Annotated in this window: 19 protein-coding genes and 1 other RNA gene; 13 read left to right on the forward strand and 7 right to left on the reverse strand. The window is 65.1% G+C overall.

The features are described 5' to 3' along the window. Positions 1 to 17 precede the first annotated feature (17 nt). The gene (locus tag Q4G14_RS02465; RefSeq protein WP_303360138.1) at positions 18 to 1,214 is read left to right on the forward strand and encodes an MFS transporter; all 1,197 of its coding nucleotides are present in this window, start codon (positions 18 to 20) and stop codon (positions 1,212 to 1,214) included. On the opposite strand, the gene Q4G14_RS02470 is transcribed toward Q4G14_RS02465, so the two are convergent. After that, the gene (locus Q4G14_RS02470; RefSeq protein WP_303360139.1) at positions 1,123 to 1,893 is read right to left on the reverse strand and encodes a DUF599 domain-containing protein; all 771 of its coding nucleotides are present in this window, start codon (positions 1,891 to 1,893) and stop codon (positions 1,123 to 1,125) included. The two genes, Q4G14_RS02465 and Q4G14_RS02470, sit on opposite strands and share 92 nt — an antisense overlap. Before the next feature lie 86 nt (positions 1,894 to 1,979). On the opposite strand from Q4G14_RS02470, the gene Q4G14_RS02475 reads away from it, so the two are divergent. The 5 genes from Q4G14_RS02475 to Q4G14_RS02495 all read left to right on the forward strand — a co-directional run bounded on the left by Q4G14_RS02475 (position 1,980) and on the right by Q4G14_RS02495 (position 6,834). Then, positions 1,980 to 2,225, forward strand: coding sequence for a YdcH family protein (locus tag Q4G14_RS02475; protein WP_303360140.1), 246 nt, complete (start codon positions 1,980 to 1,982; stop codon positions 2,223 to 2,225). A 6-nt stretch (positions 2,226 to 2,231) separates the two neighbouring features. Further along, positions 2,232 to 3,677 (forward strand): FAD-linked oxidase C-terminal domain-containing protein, encoded by a 1,446-nt coding sequence (locus Q4G14_RS02480; RefSeq protein WP_303360141.1) that lies wholly within the window; start codon positions 2,232 to 2,234, stop codon positions 3,675 to 3,677. Positions 3,678 to 3,681: 4 nt separating this feature from the next. Next, complete coding sequence (locus tag Q4G14_RS02485) at positions 3,682 to 4,719, forward strand: FAD-binding protein (protein WP_303360288.1); 1,038 nt, start codon at positions 3,682 to 3,684, stop codon at positions 4,717 to 4,719. Then, on the forward strand, positions 4,719 to 5,990 hold the full coding sequence (gene glcF, locus Q4G14_RS02490) for a glycolate oxidase subunit GlcF (protein ID WP_303360142.1): 1,272 nt from the start codon (positions 4,719 to 4,721) through the stop codon (positions 5,988 to 5,990). Before Q4G14_RS02485 ends, glcF begins: the two co-directional genes overlap by 1 nt. Positions 5,991 to 6,381: 391 nt before the next feature. Next, complete coding sequence (locus Q4G14_RS02495) at positions 6,382 to 6,834, forward strand: Hsp20 family protein (RefSeq protein WP_303360143.1); 453 nt, start codon at positions 6,382 to 6,384, stop codon at positions 6,832 to 6,834. A 96-nt stretch (positions 6,835 to 6,930) separates the two neighbouring features. Here Q4G14_RS02495 and recR read toward each other — a convergent pair whose 3' ends face one another. The 3 genes from recR to Q4G14_RS02510 are packed head-to-tail and all read right to left on the reverse strand — an operon-like array spanning position 6,931 to position 9,655. Then, complete coding sequence (gene recR / locus Q4G14_RS02500; protein ID WP_303360144.1) at positions 6,931 to 7,533, reverse strand: recombination mediator RecR; 603 nt, start codon at positions 7,531 to 7,533, stop codon at positions 6,931 to 6,933. After that, positions 7,534 to 7,878, reverse strand: a complete 345-nt coding sequence (locus Q4G14_RS02505; protein ID WP_303360145.1) for a YbaB/EbfC family nucleoid-associated protein — start codon at positions 7,876 to 7,878, stop codon at positions 7,534 to 7,536. A gap of 1 nt (position 7,879) precedes the next feature. Beyond that, positions 7,880 to 9,655 (reverse strand): DNA polymerase III subunit gamma/tau, encoded by a 1,776-nt coding sequence (locus Q4G14_RS02510; RefSeq protein ID WP_303360146.1) that lies wholly within the window; start codon positions 9,653 to 9,655, stop codon positions 7,880 to 7,882. Between the two features lie 169 nt (positions 9,656 to 9,824). Between Q4G14_RS02510 and Q4G14_RS02515 the strand changes: the two genes are divergently transcribed. Continuing rightward, positions 9,825 to 10,184, forward strand: coding sequence for a translation initiation factor 2 (locus Q4G14_RS02515; RefSeq protein ID WP_303360147.1), 360 nt, complete (start codon positions 9,825 to 9,827; stop codon positions 10,182 to 10,184). A gap of 55 nt (positions 10,185 to 10,239) precedes the next feature. Further along, positions 10,240 to 11,184: an NAD(+) diphosphatase gene (gene nudC / locus Q4G14_RS02520; RefSeq protein WP_303360148.1), complete on the forward strand. Its 945-nt coding sequence runs from the start codon at positions 10,240 to 10,242 to the stop codon at positions 11,182 to 11,184. A 231-nt stretch (positions 11,185 to 11,415) separates the two neighbouring features. Here the strand turns inward: nudC and ffs are convergent. Beyond that, an RNA gene (gene ffs, locus Q4G14_RS02525) (signal recognition particle sRNA small type) lies at positions 11,416 to 11,512 on the reverse strand. Between the two features lie 40 nt (positions 11,513 to 11,552). Then, entirely contained in the window at positions 11,553 to 13,448 is a 1,896-nt protein-coding gene (locus Q4G14_RS02530; RefSeq protein WP_368661292.1) for a bifunctional 2',3'-cyclic-nucleotide 2'-phosphodiesterase/3'-nucleotidase, read from the reverse strand. Positions 13,449 to 13,847: 399 nt separating this feature from the next. On the opposite strand from Q4G14_RS02530, the gene Q4G14_RS02535 reads away from it, so the two are divergent. Then, a complete protein-coding gene (locus Q4G14_RS02535; protein WP_303360149.1) occupies positions 13,848 to 14,303 on the forward strand; it encodes an SRPBCC family protein in 456 nt (151 codons plus the stop codon). Between the two features lie 27 nt (positions 14,304 to 14,330). Here the strand turns inward: Q4G14_RS02535 and Q4G14_RS02540 are convergent, their stop codons facing one another. Continuing rightward, positions 14,331 to 15,188 (reverse strand): prephenate dehydratase, encoded by an 858-nt coding sequence (locus Q4G14_RS02540; protein ID WP_303360150.1) that lies wholly within the window; start codon positions 15,186 to 15,188, stop codon positions 14,331 to 14,333. A gap of 136 nt (positions 15,189 to 15,324) precedes the next feature. On the opposite strand from Q4G14_RS02540, the gene Q4G14_RS02545 reads away from it, so the two are divergent. The 4 genes from Q4G14_RS02545 to gorA all read left to right on the forward strand — a co-directional run bounded on the left by Q4G14_RS02545 (position 15,325) and on the right by gorA (position 20,015). Further along, complete coding sequence (locus Q4G14_RS02545; protein ID WP_303360151.1) at positions 15,325 to 15,843, forward strand: cytochrome c family protein; 519 nt, start codon at positions 15,325 to 15,327, stop codon at positions 15,841 to 15,843. 141 nt (positions 15,844 to 15,984) lie between these two features. Next, the gene (locus Q4G14_RS02550) at positions 15,985 to 17,868 is read left to right on the forward strand and encodes an extracellular solute-binding protein (RefSeq protein ID WP_303360152.1); all 1,884 of its coding nucleotides are present in this window, start codon (positions 15,985 to 15,987) and stop codon (positions 17,866 to 17,868) included. Between the two features lie 27 nt (positions 17,869 to 17,895). Beyond that, positions 17,896 to 18,639, forward strand: coding sequence for a ribose-5-phosphate isomerase RpiA (rpiA, locus tag Q4G14_RS02555; RefSeq protein ID WP_303360153.1), 744 nt, complete (start codon positions 17,896 to 17,898; stop codon positions 18,637 to 18,639). Next, positions 18,636 to 20,015, forward strand: a complete 1,380-nt coding sequence (gene gorA, locus Q4G14_RS02560) for a glutathione-disulfide reductase (protein WP_303360154.1) — start codon at positions 18,636 to 18,638, stop codon at positions 20,013 to 20,015. The genes rpiA and gorA overlap by 4 nt, the downstream gene beginning before the upstream one ends. The last annotated feature ends 18 nt before the right edge of the window (positions 20,016 to 20,033 follow it).

Raw genomic sequence — 20,033 nt, forward strand, 5'->3', positions numbered from 1 at the left:
TCCCTTAGAGAGCCGCCATGACTCCGCAGACCAACACGCTGCCCATGATTCTTGCCCTTGCCCTGGGTGCCTTTGCCATTGGCACGTCGGAATTCGCGGCCATGGGGCTGCTGCCCTTCTTTGCCGCCGATCTGGCGATTTCCGAACCCGAGGCCGGGCATGTCATCAGCGCCTATGCGCTTGGGGTGGTGATCGGTGCGCCGCTGACTTCGATTCTGGGGGCGCGGTTGCCGCGACGGCGCTATCTGGCGGCGCTGATGGCGTTTTATGCGGTGATGAACCTCGCTGCGGCGGCGCTGCCGGGCTATGCGACGCTGGCGGGGACGCGGTTTCTGGCCGGGCTGCCGCATGGCGGCTATCTGGGTGTGGCGATGCTGATGGCCGCCGATGGCGCATCGCTCGGCCAGCGTGGACGGGCGGCGGCGCAGGTGCTGCTGGGGCTGACGGTTGCGAATATCTTTGGCGTGCCGCTGGCGGGCTGGATGGGGCAGAATATCGGCTGGCGCTGGGGTTTTGCCATGCCGGGGCTGATCGCGCTGGTGGCGGCGGCGCTGATTTTGCGTTTTGCGCCACGCGGGACCGGCACGGCAGGCCATCGCCCGCTGGACGAACTGGCCGCGCTGGCCAATCCGCGTGTGCTGTGGATTCTGGCGGTAGGTGCCATCGGCTTTGGCGGGCTGTTTTCCGTCTACGCCTTTTGGACCGCAGCGATGCTGGCCACCACGCAGGCGCCCGGCTGGGCGGTTCCGGCGGCGCTGGCGATGTTCGGTGTCGGCGGCACCTTGGGGACGTGGTTCACCGGGCGGCTGGTCGAACGCTGGGGCACGGTGAAAACCGCCTGGGCCTGCCTTGCCGCGATGGGGGTGACGCAGGCGCTGGCCTCGCTGACGGTGGGGCATTGGGGCGCGATGATTGCGGCGGCGTTTCTGATCGCCGCCGGATCGGGCCTTGTGATCCCGCTGCAAACGCGGCTGATGGATGTGGCGGGCCGCGCCCAAAGCATGGCCGCCGCAATGAACCACGCGGCCTTTAACGCCGCCAATGCGCTTGGGCCGTTTCTGGCCGGCATGGCGCTGAGCGCGGGTTGGGGCTGGCGCTCGACCGGCGTGGTCGGCGTTGCGCTTACGGCTGCGGGGGCGGTGATTTTTGGTCTGTCGCTGCTGTCTGCGCGGCGGCATCAGGCAGGCGCGCCGGGGGCAGGGCGCGCAGAATAACCTGCCGCGAGCTGGACGCGAACTCGCGCCGCCATGTCACCCACAGCACCAGCCCGGCCCCCAGACACAAGGTCCAGCCGCCACCGAGCCACGCCAGCGACCCAAGCGCGAAATAGACGCTGCGCAGCCCGGCGTTGAAATTCTTGGCCGCCTGAATGTTCACATCCGCCGCCTGATCGGCGCGCGGCAGCGCCTGCGGATCGCCGCCATGGTCGGGCACCGCCGCCATCAGGATCGCGCAATATCCAAACAGCCGGTGCGCCCAGACGAATTTCAGAAAGGCGTTGGCAACAAAGATCAGCGTCAGCAACAGCTTGACGGCCGGATCAACCCCCGCCATCGGGGCCAGATCCAGTTCTGCGGCCAGACCGCGCAGCCGTTCCACATTGCCAACCAAAGCCAGCCCGCCGCCAAGCGCAATCATGCAGGCCGATGCGAAAAAGGCCGTGCCTTCCCGCAGGCTGGACAGCACGTTGCCATCGAAAATACGCGGCGCGCGATTGACGAAATGGCGCATCCATTCACGCCGGTAACGCTGCATCAGCACGCTGACCGAAGGCTTGCCCTGCGGCGGGTGTTCGATCAGCCAGCCCAGAATCAGCCATCCGGGCACCAGCAGCAGCAGGCCCAGCAAATCAACGGGTGTAACGCCCGCAAGGGTCAGTTCAGGCAAAATCATGGCACCAGATTATGCACGAGTTTGCGAGGTTGAAAGCCCCCTGCACTGGGGCTAACCTCTGGCCAACGCCAAGAGAGGAGAGCGCCATGGCCGCTGCACATGCGATTCACGAAGAATTCCCCAACGATGCCGACAAGATCCACGAACTGAAGGTGTCGAACGCCCATTTCGCCCGCCTGCTGGACGAATATGACACGGTCAACGACGAAGTGGCGGCCGCCGAAACGCTGGTCAAGCCGACCTCGCAGGAACATGAAACCGAACTGCGCAAGCAGCGCGCCCGGCTGAAAGACGAAATCGCACGTTTCCTGTCGCAGCACACGGCGGCCTGACCTGCCATGAAAATGCCGGCCCCCGATGCCCGCCTGCTGGCCCGGCGCGATCAGATCGTCGCCCTGCTGGAACAGGCGGCGCCGGGGGCCGTGATCTCTGATCCGGCGGAAACGCGCGCCTATGAATGCGATGCGCTGGCCGCCTATCGCTGTGCGCCACTGGCCGTCGTGCTGCCGCGCTCGACCGCCGAAGTCGCCGCGATTCTGCGGCTCTGCCATGCCGAACGGGTGCCGGTGGTGCCGCGCGGGGCGGGGACCAGCCTTGCCGGTGGCTCGATGCCGACCGCCGATGCGGTGGTGATCGGCCTTGCCCGCATGAATGCCGTTCTGGATGTAAGCCCCGGCGACCGCACCATCCGCGTGCAGGCGGGCCGCACCAATCTGTCGGTGTCGCAGGCGGTCGAGGGGATCGGCTTTTTCTACGCCCCCGATCCGTCGTCGCAACTGGCCTGCGCCATCGGCGGCAACATCGCCATGAACTCGGGCGGGGCGCATTGCCTGAAATACGGCGTCACCACCAACAACCTGCTGGGGGCGACGATGGTGCTGATGGACGGCAGCATCGTCGAACTGGGCGGCCCGATGGGCGAGGCGCCGGGCCTTGATCTGCTGGGTGTGACCTGCGGTTCCGAAGGCCAGCTCGGCATCGTGACCGAGGCGGAGCTGCGTATCCTGCCGCGCCCTGCCGGTGCCCGCCCGGCGCTGATCGCCTTCGATTCCAGCGAAACGGCGGGGGCCTGCGTGGCGGGCATCATCCGCGCCGGCATCCTGCCCGTCGCCATCGAATTCATGGACCGCCCCTGCATTCAGGCGACCGAGGCGCACGCCCGCGCCGGTTATCCCGACTGCGAGGCATTGCTGATCGTCGAGGTCGAGGGCACGCCCCTCGAAATCGACGAACAGCTGCGCCTGATCCGCGACATCGCCCAAACCTTCGCGCCGCTGGAATTTCGCGAAAGCCGCAGCGAGGCGGAATCGGCCCGCATCTGGCTGGGCCGCAAATCCGCCTTTGGCGCGATGGGTCAGCTTGGCGACTACCTGTGTCTTGACGGCACGATCCCGGTGTCCAGCCTGCCGCATGTGCTTGGCCGCATTGGCGAAATGTCCGCCGCCGCCGGGCTGCGCGTGGCCAATGTCTTTCATGCGGGCGATGGCAACATGCACCCGCTGATTATCTTCGACGCCAATACCCCCGGCGATCTGCAACGGGCCGAGGATCTGGGCGCCGATATTCTGCGCCTTTGTGTGCAGGTCGGTGGCTGCCTGACCGGCGAACACGGTGTCGGCATCGAAAAGCGCGACCTGATGGCCGAACAGTTCACCCCCGCCGATCTGGATGCGCAGATGCGGATCAAGGATGCCTTCGATCCGCACTGGCTGCTGAACCCGGCCAAGGTCTTTCCGCTCGCGTCATCCGCCACCCGCCGCAAGGGGCAACCGGATGCCGCCTGAGCCGCTGCGCCCCGCCACCGAAGACGAACTGGCCGAGATGATCCGCACCGCCCGCGCGCCGCTGGCTGTCCACGGCGGCGGCACCCGGCTGTGGCCGGGCAAGGGGCAGGGCACGCCGCTGACCACCGCCGCCATGACCGGCATCACCCTGTATGAACCCGCCGCGCTGACGCTGGTCGTCCGGGCCGGAACCCCGCTGGCCGAGGTGCATGCGACTCTGGCGGCGCAGGGGCAGATGCTGGGGTTCGAACCCGACACTCGTCCCGGATCGACCATTGGCGGGGTGGCGGCGGCCAATGCCTCGGGGCCGCGCCGGGTGCTGGCCGGGGCCTGCCGAGATGCGATGATCGGGCTGCGTATGGTCGATGGCACGGGAACCCTGATCCGCAGCGGCGGAAGGGTGATGAAAAACGTCACCGGCTATGATCTGGTGAAACTGACCGCAGGCAGCCGGGGCCAGCTTGGCGTGCTGACCGAAATCGCTTTCAAAACCACGCCGATCCCGCCCGCCCGCGCCATCCTGCACCTGCCGGGGCTGACCGCCCCCGCCGCCATCCCGGCGCTGACAGCGGCTCTGACCGCCCCCTTCGACGTGTCGGCGGCACAATGGCAGCCGGGGCAGGGCGCATTGCTGCGGATCGAGGGCCTGCCCGAATCCGTCGCCATCCGTCGCGATGCGCTGGCCACGCATCTGTCGCGCTTTGCAACCGTGCAAATTGCACCCGACAGCCAGCCGCTTCCTGTTTGCCCAAATACGCAATCCGGCGGCGATCTGTGGCGCATCGTCACGACCCCCGGCGCGGCGCCCGCTCTGCTGGCGGCGCTGCCGGAACCGGCGCTGATCGACTGGGGTGGCGCGCTGATCTGGGTCGAACTGCCGCGGGGTCAGCCGCCGCATCTGCCGCCCTTTCCCGGCCATGCGCGCAAGGTCAACGGCATCCATCCGGGGCTGATTCCGCCCGAAAACCCAGCCATCGTGGCCTTGGGCGCGGCGATCCGCAGCCGGTTCGACCCGCGCGGCCTGTTCGGCGGGGGCGCCTGATGCAGACCCATTTCACCCCCGAACAACTGAGCGACCCGGCCATCGCCCGATCAAATCAGATCCTGCGCGCCTGTGTGCATTGCGGCTTTTGCACCGCGACCTGCCCGACCTATCAGATATTGGGCGACGAACTCGACAGCCCGCGCGGCCGCATCTACCTGATAAAAGAGATGCTGGAATCCGGCCGCCCCGCCGATGCCAGAACCGCGCTGCATATCGACCGCTGCCTGTCCTGCCTTGCCTGCATGACCACCTGCCCTTCCGGCGTGCATTACATGCACCTGATCGACCACGCCCGCGCCCATGTTCAGGCCACATATCGCCGCCCCTGGCGCGACAGGGCGCTGCGCTGGCTGCTGGCGCGGATCATTCCGCACCCGCGCCGGTTCCGGCTGGCCATGCTGGGCGCAAAGATCGTGCGGCCCTTTTCGCGGCTGATCCCCGATACGCGGCTGCGGGCGATGCTGGCAGTGGCCCCCGCCGCGATCCCGCCGGTCAGTCGCAATGACGATGGCCAGACCTTCGCCGCCATCGGTCCTCGCCGCGCGCGTGTCGCACTGATGATCGGCTGCGCACAGCGGGCGCTGAACACCGACATCAATGATGCCACCATCCGCCTGCTGCGCCGCGCGGGGTGTGAGGTGGTGATCCCGCATAATTTCGGCTGCTGCGGCGCGCTGCCCCTGCATATGGGGCGCGATGACGATGGCAAGACCAAGGCCCGCGCCGCCATTGCCAGCTTGATGGCCTGCGAAAATGGCGGGCCGCTGGATGCGGTTATCATCAACACCTCGGGCTGCGGCACGACGATCAAGGATTACGCCCATCTGCTGCCCGATGACCCGGATGCGGCGCGGATCGCCACGCTGGCGCTGGACGTGACCGAGTTTCTGGAGCGTCACGGCCTGCCCCCCGGTCAGGCGCAAGGCCGCGTCGCCTATCACGCGGCCTGTTCCTTGCAGCATGGTCAGCGGGTGAAAACCGCGCCCAAGGCCTTGCTGACGCAGGCGGGTTTTGCCGTGGTCGAACCCGGCGACTCGCATCTGTGTTGTGGTTCGGCTGGCACCTATAACCTGCTGCAACCCGACCTGTCTGCCGAACTGCGCCGCCGCAAAGTTGCTACGCTAAAGGCCACCACGCCCGACATTATCGCCGCGGGCAATATCGGCTGCATGATGCAGATCGGCGATGGCGCGGGGGTGCCGGTGGTGCATACGGTCGAGTTGCTGGATTGGGCGACGGGCGGGCCAAAGCCGAGGGCTTTGACGTGAGGCGTGCCGTTCTTGGATGGTTTGGCGCTGTTGTCGCTTTGGTGGCCGGTCTTTTGTGGTATTTAGCCACTACTTACAGTTGTAGCTTTGCGTCCATCAACCCGGCGCAATGCGATAAGGTCTGGCTGTGGGAACTGTTCACATGGGATGCCCTTAACCATTTTTGGCCATTTTTCTTGGGCGGGCTGGCTCTGGCGGTGTGGGGCGCGCGGGGATCGCGCTGACAACGCGCGGTCTTTTGTTGCGGGCGAGGTGCTCGCATGACAGCGGGCTGCGCCCCTTGAAACCCGCATCATCGACCCCAAATTCGTTGCTGCCGGATGGCCAGATGGCGCCGGTATCGCCCGCCCGACAAGGGGGGCACCCACGCATCGCTGTGAAAGGATGTCTTATGCGTAACCTTGATCTGACCCCGCTTTACCGTGCCTCGGTCGGCTTTGATCGTCTGGCCGATGTGATGGACCGCGCGCTGAGCGCCGATGTCGCCGCGCCGACCTATCCGCCTTATAATATTGAAAAAACGGGCGATAATGCCTATCGTATCTCGATTGCCGTGGCCGGCTTTGCCGCTGATGATCTGAATGTCGAAATGCGCGATGGCGCCGTTATCGTATCCGCCCGCAAGGCGACCGAGGACGAGAGCCGCACCTATCTGCACCGTGGCATCGCAACCCGCGCGTTCGAGCGGAAGTTCACCTTGGCCGATCATGTGCGCGTCGAAGGGGCCAGCCACGCCGACGGGATGCTGCACATCGACCTGATCCGCGAGATCCCCGAGGCGCTGAAACCGCGCCGGATCGAGATCGCCAAGGCGGCCGCCAAGGTGGAAAAACTGGACGCCTGATGATTGCGTCCCGCGACGCCGGGGGATTTTACATCCCCCGGACCCCCTGTAGGATATTTGGAAACGAAAGACGGGGCGCGGGTTTACGCGCCTTTTCTAAAGCCGCCGTCTTGCCCGAAGGGCTGCGGTGATGGTTCCGTCGTCAAGATAATCGAGCTCGCCGCCGATGGGCACGCCTTGGGCCAGTCCGGTTACGGCGACGGCTGTGCCCTCTAACGCTTCGGCGATGTAATGGGCTGTGGTCTGCCCCTCGACCGTGGCGTTCAGGGCCAGAATTACTTCGCCAATCCCTTCGCGCGGGATGCGGTCGATCAGGGCCGGGATGCCCAGGTCATCGGGGCCGATTTCATCCAGCGCCGACAGGGTTCCGCCCAGAACGTGATAGCGGCCGCGAAAGGCGCGGGCGCGTTCCAGTGCCCACAGGTCGGCCACGTCTTCGACCACGCAGATTTCGCCCGTGGCGCGGGCCGGATCGGCGCAGATCGCGCATGTGTCGCGGTCGGTGATATTGCCGCAGGTCAGGCATTCGCGCGATGTGGTGGCCACCCGATCCAGCAGCGCGGCCAGTTGCGCCATCTGGCCGCTGCGTTTGCGGATCAGGTGCAGCGCGATGCGGCGGGCCGAGCGGGGACCAAGCCCCGGCAGCCGCGCCATCATCGTTATCAGCGCCTGAATGTCGTCGCTGTCGGCGCTGGTCATTCAGAACGGCAGCTTCATGCCCGCCGGCAAGCCCAGATCAGCCGAAATCCGGGCCATTTCCTGTTGAGCGCGATCCTGAGCGCGGCGCTGCGCGTCTTTGATCGCAGCAAGGATCAGATCCTCGACCACCTCTTTTTCCGAGGCGACAAAGATCGAGGGGTCAATGTCCAGCGCAGTCAGTTCGCCTTTGGCGGTGGCGGTGGCCTTGACCAGACCGGCCCCGGCTTCGCCGGTGACGGTGATGCTGTTCAGGTCTTCTTGCAGTTTTTCGACCTTGCCCTGCATATCCTTGGCAGCAGCCATCATTTTGGCCATGTCGCCAAGTCCGCCCAAACCTTTCAGCATCTTATACCTCGTCCTCAAATGGGTCCCACTCATCGGTGACGGCGGCGATCACGCCTTCTGCCGTCTCATGCTGGGATGTAGCGGGATCGAGCGCGGATTCAACCGGCTGCGGCGGGGTTTCGATCCGGGTGATGCGCGCGGATGGGAAGGTGGCGAACACGGCCTGCACCAGAGGGTTTTGCATCGCCGCCGCCTGAGCCTGCTCGGCCTCGGTTGCGCGGGTTTCGGCGATGGTCGCGCCGCCGCCGCTGTTGACGACGGAAACGCCCCAGCGTTGCCCGCCGGTCCAGCCGCGCAGCCGTTCAGCCAGCCGCTGTGCCAGATCGGGCGGGGAGGGGCCGCGCGGCTCGAACTCGATCCGGCCGGGGGCGTAGCGCACCAGCGCGACGTGATTTTCAACCTGCACCAGCAAGGTCATGTCGCGCATCCGCCGGATCAGGTCCACCACCGAGGCAAAATCTGGGAAGGCCGCCATCGCATCGGGTGACAGGGCCAGCGCGGTTGCCTGACCGCTGGGCTGCGCCACCACGCGGGCCTGCGGGGCTGGCGCATGTGCCCCGGCTGGTGCAGCAGGGGCGCGGGTGAATTCGCCCGCCGCCTGTGCCTGCTGAACGCGGCGGATCAGCGATTCCGGGTCGGGCAGATCCGCGACATGGGTCATGCGGATCACCGCCATTTCGGCAGCCATCATGGCATTGGGCGCGGCGGATACTTCCTCTAGCGATTTCAGCAACATCTGCCACAGGCGCGTCAGCACCCGCATGGCCAGACGGGTTGCCAGATCCTCGCCCCGTTTGCGTTCGTCGGGGGCGACGGTGGGATCGTCCAGCGCATCGGGGGTGATCTTCGCGACCGAGACCCAATGCGTGATTTCCGCCAGATCGCGCAGCACTGCAACCGGGTCGGCGCCATCGGCATATTGCCCCTGCAATTCGGCCAATGCCGCCGCCGCATCGCCGCGCAGGATCATTTCGAACAGGTCCAGCACCCGCCCCCGGTCGGCCAGACCCAGCATGGCACGCACCTGTGCCGCACCGGTTTCGCCCGCGCCATGGCTGATCGCCTGATCCAGCAGGCTGGTCGCATCGCGGGCCGAGCCTTCGGCGGCGCGGGTAATCAGCGCCAGGGCATCATCGCTGATCTGCGCGCCTTCGGCTGTGGCGATGCGGCGCAAAAGGGCGATCATCACCTCGGGTTCGATGCGGCGCAGGTCGAATCGCTGGCAGCGCGACAGAACCGTGACCGGCACCTTGCGGATTTCGGTGGTGGCAAAGATGAATTTGACGTGCGGCGGCGGTTCTTCAAGCGTTTTCAGCAGCGCGTTGAAGGCGCTGGTGGACAGCATGTGAACTTCGTCGATGATATAGATCTTGTAGCGCGCGGATGCGGCGCGATAGTGAACGGATTCAATGATTTCGCGAATGTCGTTCACGCCGGTGCGGCTGGCGGCGTCCATTTCCAGCACATCGACGTGGCGGCCTTCGGCGATCGCCACGCAATGTTCGCAACGGCCGCAGGGTTCCGTCGTCGGCCCGCCGGTGCCATCGGGGCCGATGCAGTTCATTCCCTTGGCGATGATCCGCGCGGTGGTGGTTTTGCCGGTGCCGCGAATGCCGGTCATGATGAACGCCTGCGCGATCCGGTCGGCGGCAAAGGCATTTTTCAGGGTGCGCACCATCGCATCCTGACCGACCAGATCGGCAAAGGTTTCGGGCCGGTATTTCCGGGCCAGCACCTGATAAGTCTGTTCGCTGTCGGTCATGCTGTCCCTTTTCACCGGGGCAATGTTAGCCGGGAGCGTGTCGCTTCGCAACGGTTTGCGGGGTTGTTTTCGTTCCTGTTTCGTTCAAATTTTAAGGATGAAATGATGGAAAATTTGGGTGGTTCAGGTTAGGGCAGGGCATCGGAAGTTAAAAGCTAACACCATGATTGGTAAAATAATTCTTATGGGTTCCATCCTGTCTGTCGCAGGTTGTGCAACCATCACACGGGGGACAACGGATGTTCTGGTGGTGAACTCAACCCCATCGGGTGCGCAAGTTCAGTTAAGCGATGGGCAAACCTGCAACGGCACCCCCTGCACCTTTAAGTTGCCGCGAAAATCCGAGCTGAATGTGCTGGTCAAAAAGGACCGCTGCGAACCTCAGCAGGTGCGCGTCACCAACAAAATCGCAGGCAGTGGCAGCGCAGCCATGGCGGGTAATGTGGTGCTTGGCGGGGTTATCGGTGCCGGTGTCGATGCCAGCAGCGGTGCCATGCGCGACTTGACCCCCAACCCGGTCGAGGTCACGTTGAACTGCCGTTGATACCGGGGATCATCGGCGCCCGTGCCGGATTGCCGGTGATCTGAAAGAGGTTTCGATGAAAGCGATGGCTTTTGCGGGCGGTGGGCTGGATCGCGCCGCGCATCTGCGGGCTGGTGACGGTTGGCAGCGCAGCGTCCGGTTGCTGCCTGTCTGGCGGGGCAAGCTGCTGGTGGGGGCTGACGGCGGGCTGCACTTGCTGGACCCCGGCCATCCGGCGCTGTCGGGGGCCGAACCGCCTCTGTTTCTGGGGCTGGCCGATGGGCAGGCGGTGGCGGCGGTGGATATGTCGGCGTGGACTCCGGTCAGCCTGCCGGAGCTTGGGCTGTTCTTTGACCCGACCGAACAGGTGCATCCGCTGATCGCTGACGCGCGCTTTGTCGAATTGCGGGGCGTGATGCACAGCCTGTCGCCGCTGGATGCGGAAATCGCTGCGACGGCGCGCGCGCTGACGGGGTGGCACGCGACGCATCGGTTCTGCGCCAATTGCGGTCAGCCCAGTCTGCCGGTGCAATCGGGGTGGCAGCGGCAATGCCCGGCCTGCAATGCCGGCCATTTCCCGCGCACAGATCCGGTGGCGATCATGCTGATCCGGCGTGGCGGGCGGGTGCTGGTCGGGCGGTCGCCCGGTTGGCCGGATCGCATGTATTCCTGCCTTGCGGGATTTATCGAGCCGGGCGAAACCATTCAGGCCGCCGTCCGGCGCGAGGTGAGCGAGGAAACAGGCATTGCCGTGGGCGCTGTGCGCTTTATCGCCAGCCAGCCCTGGCCCTATCCGTCGCAACTGATGCTGGGCTGCGTGGGCGAGGCGGAAACCGATGACATCACGCTGGACCCGGCCGAGCTGGAGGACGCGCGCTGGCTGGACCCTGACGAACTGGCGGCGATGGTTGCTGGCACCCACCCGGATATATCCGCGCCCCGGCAAGGCTCTATCGCGGGCTGGCTGTTGTCGCAGCAGGCGGCGGGGCTGATCGACGAGGGGGCGTTGCCTGTCGGTTGAGACCCTGACGATGGTGCGGCCGGTGGCAGTTTGGCGCGGGTGCGTCAGGTCAGGCAGGGGGCAGGTTCGGCCCGGTATCCGGGCGCCTTATGCGGGGTTCATCGCCCGCTATGCCGGTGCGATGTGATCGTCTGCACCCTATCCGCATGTTTGGCTGCCATGGTGTTTGCTGTGGTGCGGCAGTTCAACCGGGGCTGGCCCCAAAAATTCACCGCCAGAATGTGGGAAAAGGGTGAGAGGCTGGACAGCGACCCAAGCGGATCTCGTTACGGCTGCTACCTTCCGGTCCTGACCGGGTTGGCGAGGCACCTGCCCGCGCCAACCTCTCGCCGCATTAGATAGGCAATGCGGCGGGCGGTTGCAACCCGTTACAGAAACAGCCGCATCCGGGCAAAACCGTCATCCGTCATGGCGATATGGTCCAGCCGCAGGTCGCTTTGTTCAGTTACCTGCGGCAGGTGCGGCACGGCGTCGGGGCTGGTGTCGAACAGTGCGGTCGTGCCGGGCAGGGGCGCAAAGCGCCAGCCCTGGTCCGGCTGAATATTCAGCGCGCGGTTATGGGCGATATAGCGGCGCAGCACGTCGCGGGTCAGGGTGCGGCCACCCAGCACGATGTCGGCCCGCGCGGCAACCGGGCCATACAGACCGCACGCGGCCATGCGATAGGAATTGGTTGCCATCACAAAGCGGTCGTCCGCTGCGACGGGGCGGCCCTGATAACACAGGTTGCGCACCCGCCCGCCCGAGGGGGCCAGCATATCGCCAACCGGGGAAAAACGTGGCGGCGCGCTCAGGTCGATGTCCCATGTGATGCCGTCGATGACGTCAAAGTTATAGCTGGGGAAATCCTTGTCGATCAGCGGCGCGTCACGCTCGCCGGGGGTGATCTGGCGGAACTGACCGGCGGCGCGTTCAAGCCACTCGGTCAGGTCGCGGCCGGTCAGGGCGATGGCGCGGATGCGGTTGGGAAACAGATAGATGTCGGCCAGACTGCGCAAGGTCAGAGGCCCGGCGGGCACATCGGTGTAATGCGTCGGCCCGCCCCGCCCGCCCGCCCGAAACGGCGAGGCGGCGGACAGCACCGGCAGCCCGTCCCAACGGGTGCCGCGCAGCGCCCGCCGGACGTGCCAGCGTTGCGCGCGCTGCACCAGCTTGAGGGCGCGATCCGCGCCGATCAGCGAAAAAAAGCTGTTCAGCGGCTGATCCGTGCGCCCGATCCGGCGGCGATAATGGCGCAGCGCCGCGCGGTGCAGTGCCATGGCAGGCTGCGAGACTTCGGGCAGGGCGGGGGTGCGCGGCGCAACCTGTTCAGTCCGCACCTGAAACCCTGTCACCCGCCATGGCATGGCGACGACAGGGCGCGACAGTTCAAGGTCGATGATCCCCAGATGCGACCCGCCATAGCCCGCCATCACCGCCGGTTTGCCGTGCAAGGTGCCGCGCTGCGGGTCGATGCCGTCGCGGGCGGGGAATTGTGGGCCGGGAAAGACCTGATGCGTATGCCCGGCGATGATCGCGTCGATCCCCGGCACGGCGGCCAGTGCGGCGGCGACGTTATCGCTCATCGGGCGGGGCAGGGGCGTGCCGATGCCGCTGTGCGCCAGTGCGATCACCACATCGGCCCCGGCGGCGCGCAGCATCGGCACCTCGCGCAGGGCGCTGGTCAGAATATCCTCGCAGGTCATCTGGCCGGTCAGGCTGTCGTCCCAGTCGGCGGTTTGCGGCGGCAAAAAGCCGATGATCCCGATTCGCAGCGGCGCCTGCCGCCCGTCCGGGCCGGTGCAGTCGCGGTCGAGGATCAGCCAGCGCGGTATGTTCGACCAGCGCCGGAACCGGGCATTGGCAACGGTAAAGGGAAAACCCGCCTGCGCGATGGCGCGGCGCAGAAATGTCAGCCCATAGTTGAAATCATGGTTGCCAAGCGTCGCCGCGTCATAGCCAAGCGCATTCATCGCCGCGATGGCGGGGTGCGGCCCGTTGCCATTGCCGTTGGCGACCGTTGCGGCAAAATCGCCCAGGGCGCTGCCTTGCAGAAAGTCGCCGTTATCCAGCAGGATCGCATTGGGGTGTTCGCGCCGCCGCTGCTGAACCAGCCGGGCGGTGCGGGCCAGCCCGATCTGGTTGCTGGGCCTGTCGGCCAGATAGTTATACGGCAGCACATGCATGTGCAGATCCGTCGTCGCCATGATCCGCAACGACAAGCGCGTGGCCGTGCCATGCCCTGTCATTGCGTTGGTCATCAATCTGCTGCTCCCGTCGGCCATATCAGCATTCAGTTGCCCGATACGATGACAGGTTCAATGGTGATGTCATGTCCAGCCCGGAGTTCAGAGTTTCAAGCCGTTGTCATTCCACCGTTTCCGGGCGTAACACAACCCAGAATTGTTATCCGTTGTGATCCGGGTTATTCAAGGCGTCCCGCGCGCGGGGTGTGGAATTTCCCGATCCGTATTGTTTTTGCGCCACCGTTGCGCTCGCCCGCGCATGGTCGGACGGTTCGGTTCGGAATGCCAGCAAAAAATTTGCACATAATGAAGGGGGCGGGTCAGTTTCTTACGCCAGGGCCGAACTTGTCTATATTTCCAGTTGAAAAAACAGGCGCTGCTGTCCTATGCCCGGTGAAAATGCGCTGGCCGCTTCACTTTGTGCATTGAAAGGTAAAGATGAAATTCTCGACGCGAAAAGACGCCGACGTCCCTGCCGATCAGTTGTTCGCGGCTGTTACCGACTTTCCCCGGATGGAGCGGATGCTGATGCGTCGTGGTGTGGCGGTCGCGCGAATCGACCCGGCGCAGGAACCGGGCAACAGCATGGCCTGGCGCATCGCCTTTGACTGGCGGGCCAAGCGGCGCGAGGTGCGGCTGGATGTCGCGCGCTTTGATCGCCCCGAACAGGTCGGCATCACGGGAATGTCAGATCCGTTCGAGATGGTGATAAACATGACCATCGTCGCGCTCAGCCGCACGCGGTCGCGGCTGATCTTTGAAACCGACCTGCGCCCCCGCAACATGAAGTCGCGGCTGTTGTTGCAGACCGCCCGTCTGGGCAAGGCGCAGCTTGACCGCCGCTTTGCCCGCCGGGTCGGGGAATTCATCGACGAACTGATGCTGGCGGCCTGATCTGCGCCCTGCCGGGGCGCGGTGCCGTTATCCGGCGCGCTTTTCCAGCCGCAGCGGGTCTGCCGGATAGGTGCCCAGCACGTTCAGATAGTCGGTGAACCAGTCCAGTTCATCCAGCGCCAGCCGCACATTCGGGTCGTCGGGGTGGCCTTCGATGTCGGCATAGAACTGCGTCGCGGTGAAGTTGCCGTCCACCATATAGCTTTCCAGCTTGGTCATGTTGACGCCGTTGGTCGCAAAGCCGCCCATGGCCTTATACAGCGCGGCGGGGATGTTGCGGACGCGGAACACAAAGGTCGTCAGCATCCGGTCGGACCGGCGCGACAGATCGGGTTCGCGGCCCATAATCAGGAACCGCGTGGTGTTGTGGCCGTGATCCTCGATGTCGCGGGCCAGCACCTCCAGCCCATAGATGTCGGCGGCCAGCGCGCTGGCCATCACGCCCTCGCCGGGGGTGCGGTCGCGCGCCAGATCGGCGGCGGCTCCGGCGCTGTCGGCGGCGGCATCCGCCGTGATCCCGTGGCGCGACAGAAAGCCGCGGGCCTGCGGGATCAGCACCAGATGGGCGCGCACATGGCGGATGTCATCCAGCCGCGAACCGGGCAGACCCATCAGCGCGATACGCACCCGGACAAAGGCTTCGTCCACGATATGCAGCCCCGATTCCGGCAGCATGTGGTGAATGTCGGCCACGCGGCCATAGGTCGAGTTTTCCACCGGCAGCATGGCCAGATCGGCCTTTTTGCTGCGCACGGCCTCGATCACTTCTTCGAAGGTGCGGCAGGGCAGGGGCTCCATGTCGGGGCGGGCCTTCTGGCAGGCTTCGTGGCTGTAGGCGCCCGGTTCGCCCTGAAAGGCGATGCGGTTGGTCGGGGCAGAGGTCATGGCGTTCTCGTGTCGTGCTGTCGTGCCGGGGGCGTTGCCCGGAAATTTCGGCGTCGGCAGATAACTATACCTTGATCCCTGAAAGCGAAAGCGGATAGATACGGGCGACTTCCAAGGCAAAGGACGGGCTGGACCGATGTTCAATACGATGACCCTTACCAAGGCTGCGGGCGGGTTTTTGTCTGCCCTGCTGTTTCTGCTGCTGACAAGCTGGCTGGCCAGCGGGGTGTGGCATGTCGGCACGTCCGGCCATGGCGAGGATGTGGCACAGGCTTATTCGATTCCGGTCGATACCGGCGCCGCCGCCGAAGAAGCCCCTGCCGAAGAGGTGGACCTGACTGCACTGATCGCCGCCGCTGACGTGTCGCGGGGCGAGGCCGAGTTTCGCAAATGCCAGGCCTGCCACCGTCTTGACGGCACCGACGGCACCGGCCCGCATCTGAACGGCGTGGTCAACCGCGACAAGGCTGCGGTGGCCGGGTTCAACTATTCGTCGGCGGCAACCGATATGCCCGGCGTCTGGACCCCGGAAAACCTGTTCGCCTTCATCGAAAACCCGCGCGGCTATATGCCCGGCACCCGCATGGCCTTTGCCGGTATCCGCCCGGCCGAGGCGCGGGCGAACCTGATCGCCTATCTGGAAACGCAGAACTGATCTGCATTCGGGGCTGATCCGAATGACAGGGCGCGGCCTTCGGTCGCGCCTTTTATCGTTTCCGTTACAGGTTTCACGAAAACGCGGCTTGATCCTGTCGGGCAGGCCCCCTAGCCTCTGTGAAACCCTGCGGAGAATTTCATGCGTCTTGCCAGCCTGTTCGCGTCTGTGGCCTTTGCCGCCGTGCTTGGATCACCCCTTGCAGCGCAGGAACAGGTGCCGCCCGATACCACCGCCGCTGCGGATGATGTGATCCGCAGTCATGGCATCGGTATTTTCGACGAACTGCGCCTGCCTGCCGATTTTCAGCATCTGGCCTATGTGAACCCCGACGCGCCCAAAGGGGGCGAGATGTCGCAGTCGATTCCCAACTCCAGCGGGTTCGACAATTACAATCCGTTCACCTTTCGCGGGCGGGCCGCCGCGCTGTCCTCGATCATGTTCGAATCGATCCTGACCGGCACCGCCGATGAGGTGGGGGCGTCGTATTGCCTGCTGTGCGACTGGCTGGAATATCCCGAAAGCCGCGACTGGGTGATCTTTCACCTGCGCCCCGAGGCGCGTTTCAGCGATGGCACGCCGCTGACTGCGCAGGACGTGATGTTCAGCTATGAAACGCTGCGCGACAAGGGGCTGTCGTCGTTCCGGCAGGTGATCGCCCAGCAGATTTCCGGGGCCGAGGTGATCGACGATCACACCATCCGGTTTACGTTCAACGCCGATTACCCGCGCCGTGATGTGATTCAATCCGCCGGGGGGCTGCCTGTCTTCAGCCGCAAGGATTTCACCGACAACAGCCGCGATCTGGAACAGACCCAGACGCAGCCTTTTGTCGGCTCTGGTCCATATGTCTTTGACAATGCGGATATAAACCGCCGCGTTGTCTATCGCCGCAACCCGGATTACTGGGGGGCCGATCTGCCGATCAATCGCGGGCGGTTCAACTTTGACCGGCTGCGGATCGAATATTTCGCCGATTATGACGCCGCGTTCGAGGCGTTCAAGGCTGGCGAATACGGCTTCCGTCAAGAGGTCAGCAGCATCATCTGGGCCAACCGCTATGATTTTCCGGCGCTGAACAATGGATGGGTTGTCCGCGCGACCCTGCCCAATGGCAATGTCGCCTCGGGTCAGGCATGGGTGCTGAACTTGCGCCGCCCCGACTGGCAGGACATTCGCGTGCGTCAGGCCATCGGGCTGATGTTCAACTTTGAATGGTCGAACGACGCGCTGTTCTATGGCCTTTATCAGCGCGTGGACAGTTTCTGGGGCAACACCGATCTGGCGGCCAGCGGTGCGCCCTCGGCTCAGGAACGGGCGCTGCTGGAACCTGTCGCCGCCGATCTGCCCAACGATGTGCTGACCGCCGCCGCCGTGGTGCCCGGCACCAGCGGCGCGCGCCAGCTTGACCGGGCCAATCTGCGCCGCGCCGCCGCCTTGCTGGACGAAGCGGGCTGGCTGACCGGCCCTGACGGGCTGCGCCGCAATGCCGATGGCCGCACCCTGTCGCTGGAAATTCTGAACGACAGCCAGACGTTTGACCGCGTTATCAACCCCTTTGTCGAAAACCTGCGCGCGCTTGGCGTCAATGCCCGCAACACGCGGGTCGATAATGCCGAATACGAAAACCGCAAACGCGCGGCGCAGTTCGACATGATCAGCGGCCATCTGGGGCAAGACATGATTCCCGGCGCTGGTCTGCAACAATATTTCGGCTCGGCCTCGGTCGGGGATGTGTTCAACACCATGGGGCTGGCGAACAAATCCGTTGACAGCCTGATCGGCCATGTCGAACGCGCCGAAACGCGCGATGAGATGCTGACGGCGGTTCACGCGCTGGACCGGGCCTTGCGCAGCCTGCGGTTCTGGGTGCCGCAATGGTTCAACCCGAACTATCTGGTCGCCTATTACGATATGTATGAGCACCCCGAAAATCTGCCACCCTTTACCTTGGGCGAGATGGACTTCTGGTGGTTCAACGCAGAAAAGGCGGACCAACTGCGGCAGGCCGGTGCTCTGCGCTGAGCCGCACCCCTAGACCGGAGAAATCGGATGTCTGACCTGTCCCCCTCTGACGCCGCCAAGCTGGCGGCGGCCCGTGCGGCGATTGCCTTGGTTCAGGACGGCATGGCCGTCGGGCTGGGCACCGGATCGACCGCCAGCGTCATGGTGCGCGAACTGGCCACCCGTGTTCAGGCCGAAGGGCTGACCCTGCGCTGCGCCGCCACCTCGCAGGCGACGGCGGATCTGGCCACCAGCCTTGGCCTTGCGGTCGAGGCGCTGGACGACATCGGCCATCTGGATCTGACCATCGACGGTGCCGATGAGCTGGACCCCGACCTGAACCTGATTAAAGGCGGCGGCGGTGCGCATCTGCGCGAAAAGATCGTCGCCGCCTCTAGCGACCGCATGGTGGTGATCGCCGATCCGGCCAAGGTGGTCGAACAGCTTGGGGCCTTTCATCTGCCGGTCGAGGTGATCCGTTTCGGCTGGGAAACCACGCGCGAGCGGATCAAGACCACGCTGGACGCGATGGAACTGGACGGCCGCCCCATCCTGCTGCGGATGCGCGACGGCGCGCCTTTCCTGACGGATGAGGGAAACCACATCCTTGACCTCTCGCTTGAGGCGATTCCCGATGCGGTGGCGCTGAACCGGGCGCTGAATGCGATTCCGGGGGTGGTTGAAAACGGTTTATTCATAGGTTTGTGCGATCTGGCCCTGATCGGACAGCCGGATGGCGGCGTGGTGGAACTGGCCGCGTTCCGCGAAGATGAGACAGGGGAAGACGGATGAGCTTTGATTATGATCTGTTCGTGATCGGCGGCGGCTCGGGCGGGGTGCGCGCGGCCCGGATCGCGGCCAGCGAATATGGTGCCCGCGTCGCCTTGGCCGAGGAAAGCCGCATGGGCGGCACCTGCGTCATCCGCGGCTGTGTGCCGAAAAAGCTGATGATCTTTGCCGCCAGTGCCCCCGCCGCGGTGGCCGAGGCGCGCGGCTATGGCTGGCAGGGTGCCGGTGTCGGTGAATTCGATTGGGGCGCGTTTCGTGCCACGCTGGATGTCGAACTGAACCGGCTAGAGGCGATTTACACCGGCGGGCTGGATCGCGCCGGGGTGACGATCCACCATCAGCGCGCGCGTCTGGCCGATCACCACACGGTCGAACTGGCCGATGGCAGCCGCTTTACCGCCAAGCATATCCTGATCGCCGTGGGTGGCCGCCCCAGCCTGCCCGGCATTCCGGGGCAGGAACTGGGGCTGATCTCGGACGATCTGTTCCTGCTGGACAGCCTGCCGCGCCGTGCCTTGCTGGTGGGCGGCGGCTTTATCGCCTGCGAATTTGCCACCATTCTGGCCGGTCTGGGCAGTCAGACCACGCTGGCCTATCGCGGCGATGCCGTGCTGCGCGGCTTTGACCGCGAATTGCGTGAAATGGCGGGCGAACAGATCGCGGCGCTTGGCATTGATCTGCGCCTGAACAGCAATCCGTCGCGGCTGGATCGCAATGCCGATGGCAGCATTCGCGTGTCTTATCAGGACGGCGGCACGCAGGATGTGGACGCGGTGTTCTTTGCCACCGGCCGCGCCCCCTATACCGGCGATCTGGGGCTGGGCAATACCGGCGTTCACCTGCGCCCGAACGGCGCGATCGAGGTTGACGAGTGGTCGCAGACCGCCGTCCCGTCGATCTTTGCGGTGGGCGATGTGACCGACCGGGTGAACCTGACTCCGGTGGCGATCCGTGAAGGGCACAGCTTTGCCGATACCGTGTTCGGCGCCCGTCCGCGCAAGGTCAGCCACGATCCGGTTGCCAGCGCGGTCTATCTGCGCCCGCATGAAATCGGCACCATCGGCCTGACCGAGGAACAGGCCCGCGACCGTGGCCCGGTCGATGTCTATGCCGGCAAATTCCGGCCCATGCAGTCGATGTTCGCCGGCTCGGACGCGCGGGCGCTGATGAAGCTGCTGGTCGATCCCCGCGATGACAAGGTTCTGGGGTGCCATATTCTGGCCCCCAACGCGGGCGAAATGATCCAGTTGGCGGCGATTCCCATCACCATGGGCGCGACCAAGGCGCAGTTCGATGCCGCCATGGCCGTTCATCCGACGCTGGCCGAAGAACTGGTCACGATGCGCAGCCCGGCCCGACGCTGGCCTGCCGAGGAATAAAACGACGATCATTTGACT

Origin of the sequence: Paracoccus sp. (in: a-proteobacteria), assembly GCF_030538755.1 — a bacterium.
Taxonomy (GTDB): domain Bacteria; phylum Pseudomonadota; class Alphaproteobacteria; order Rhodobacterales; family Rhodobacteraceae; genus Paracoccus.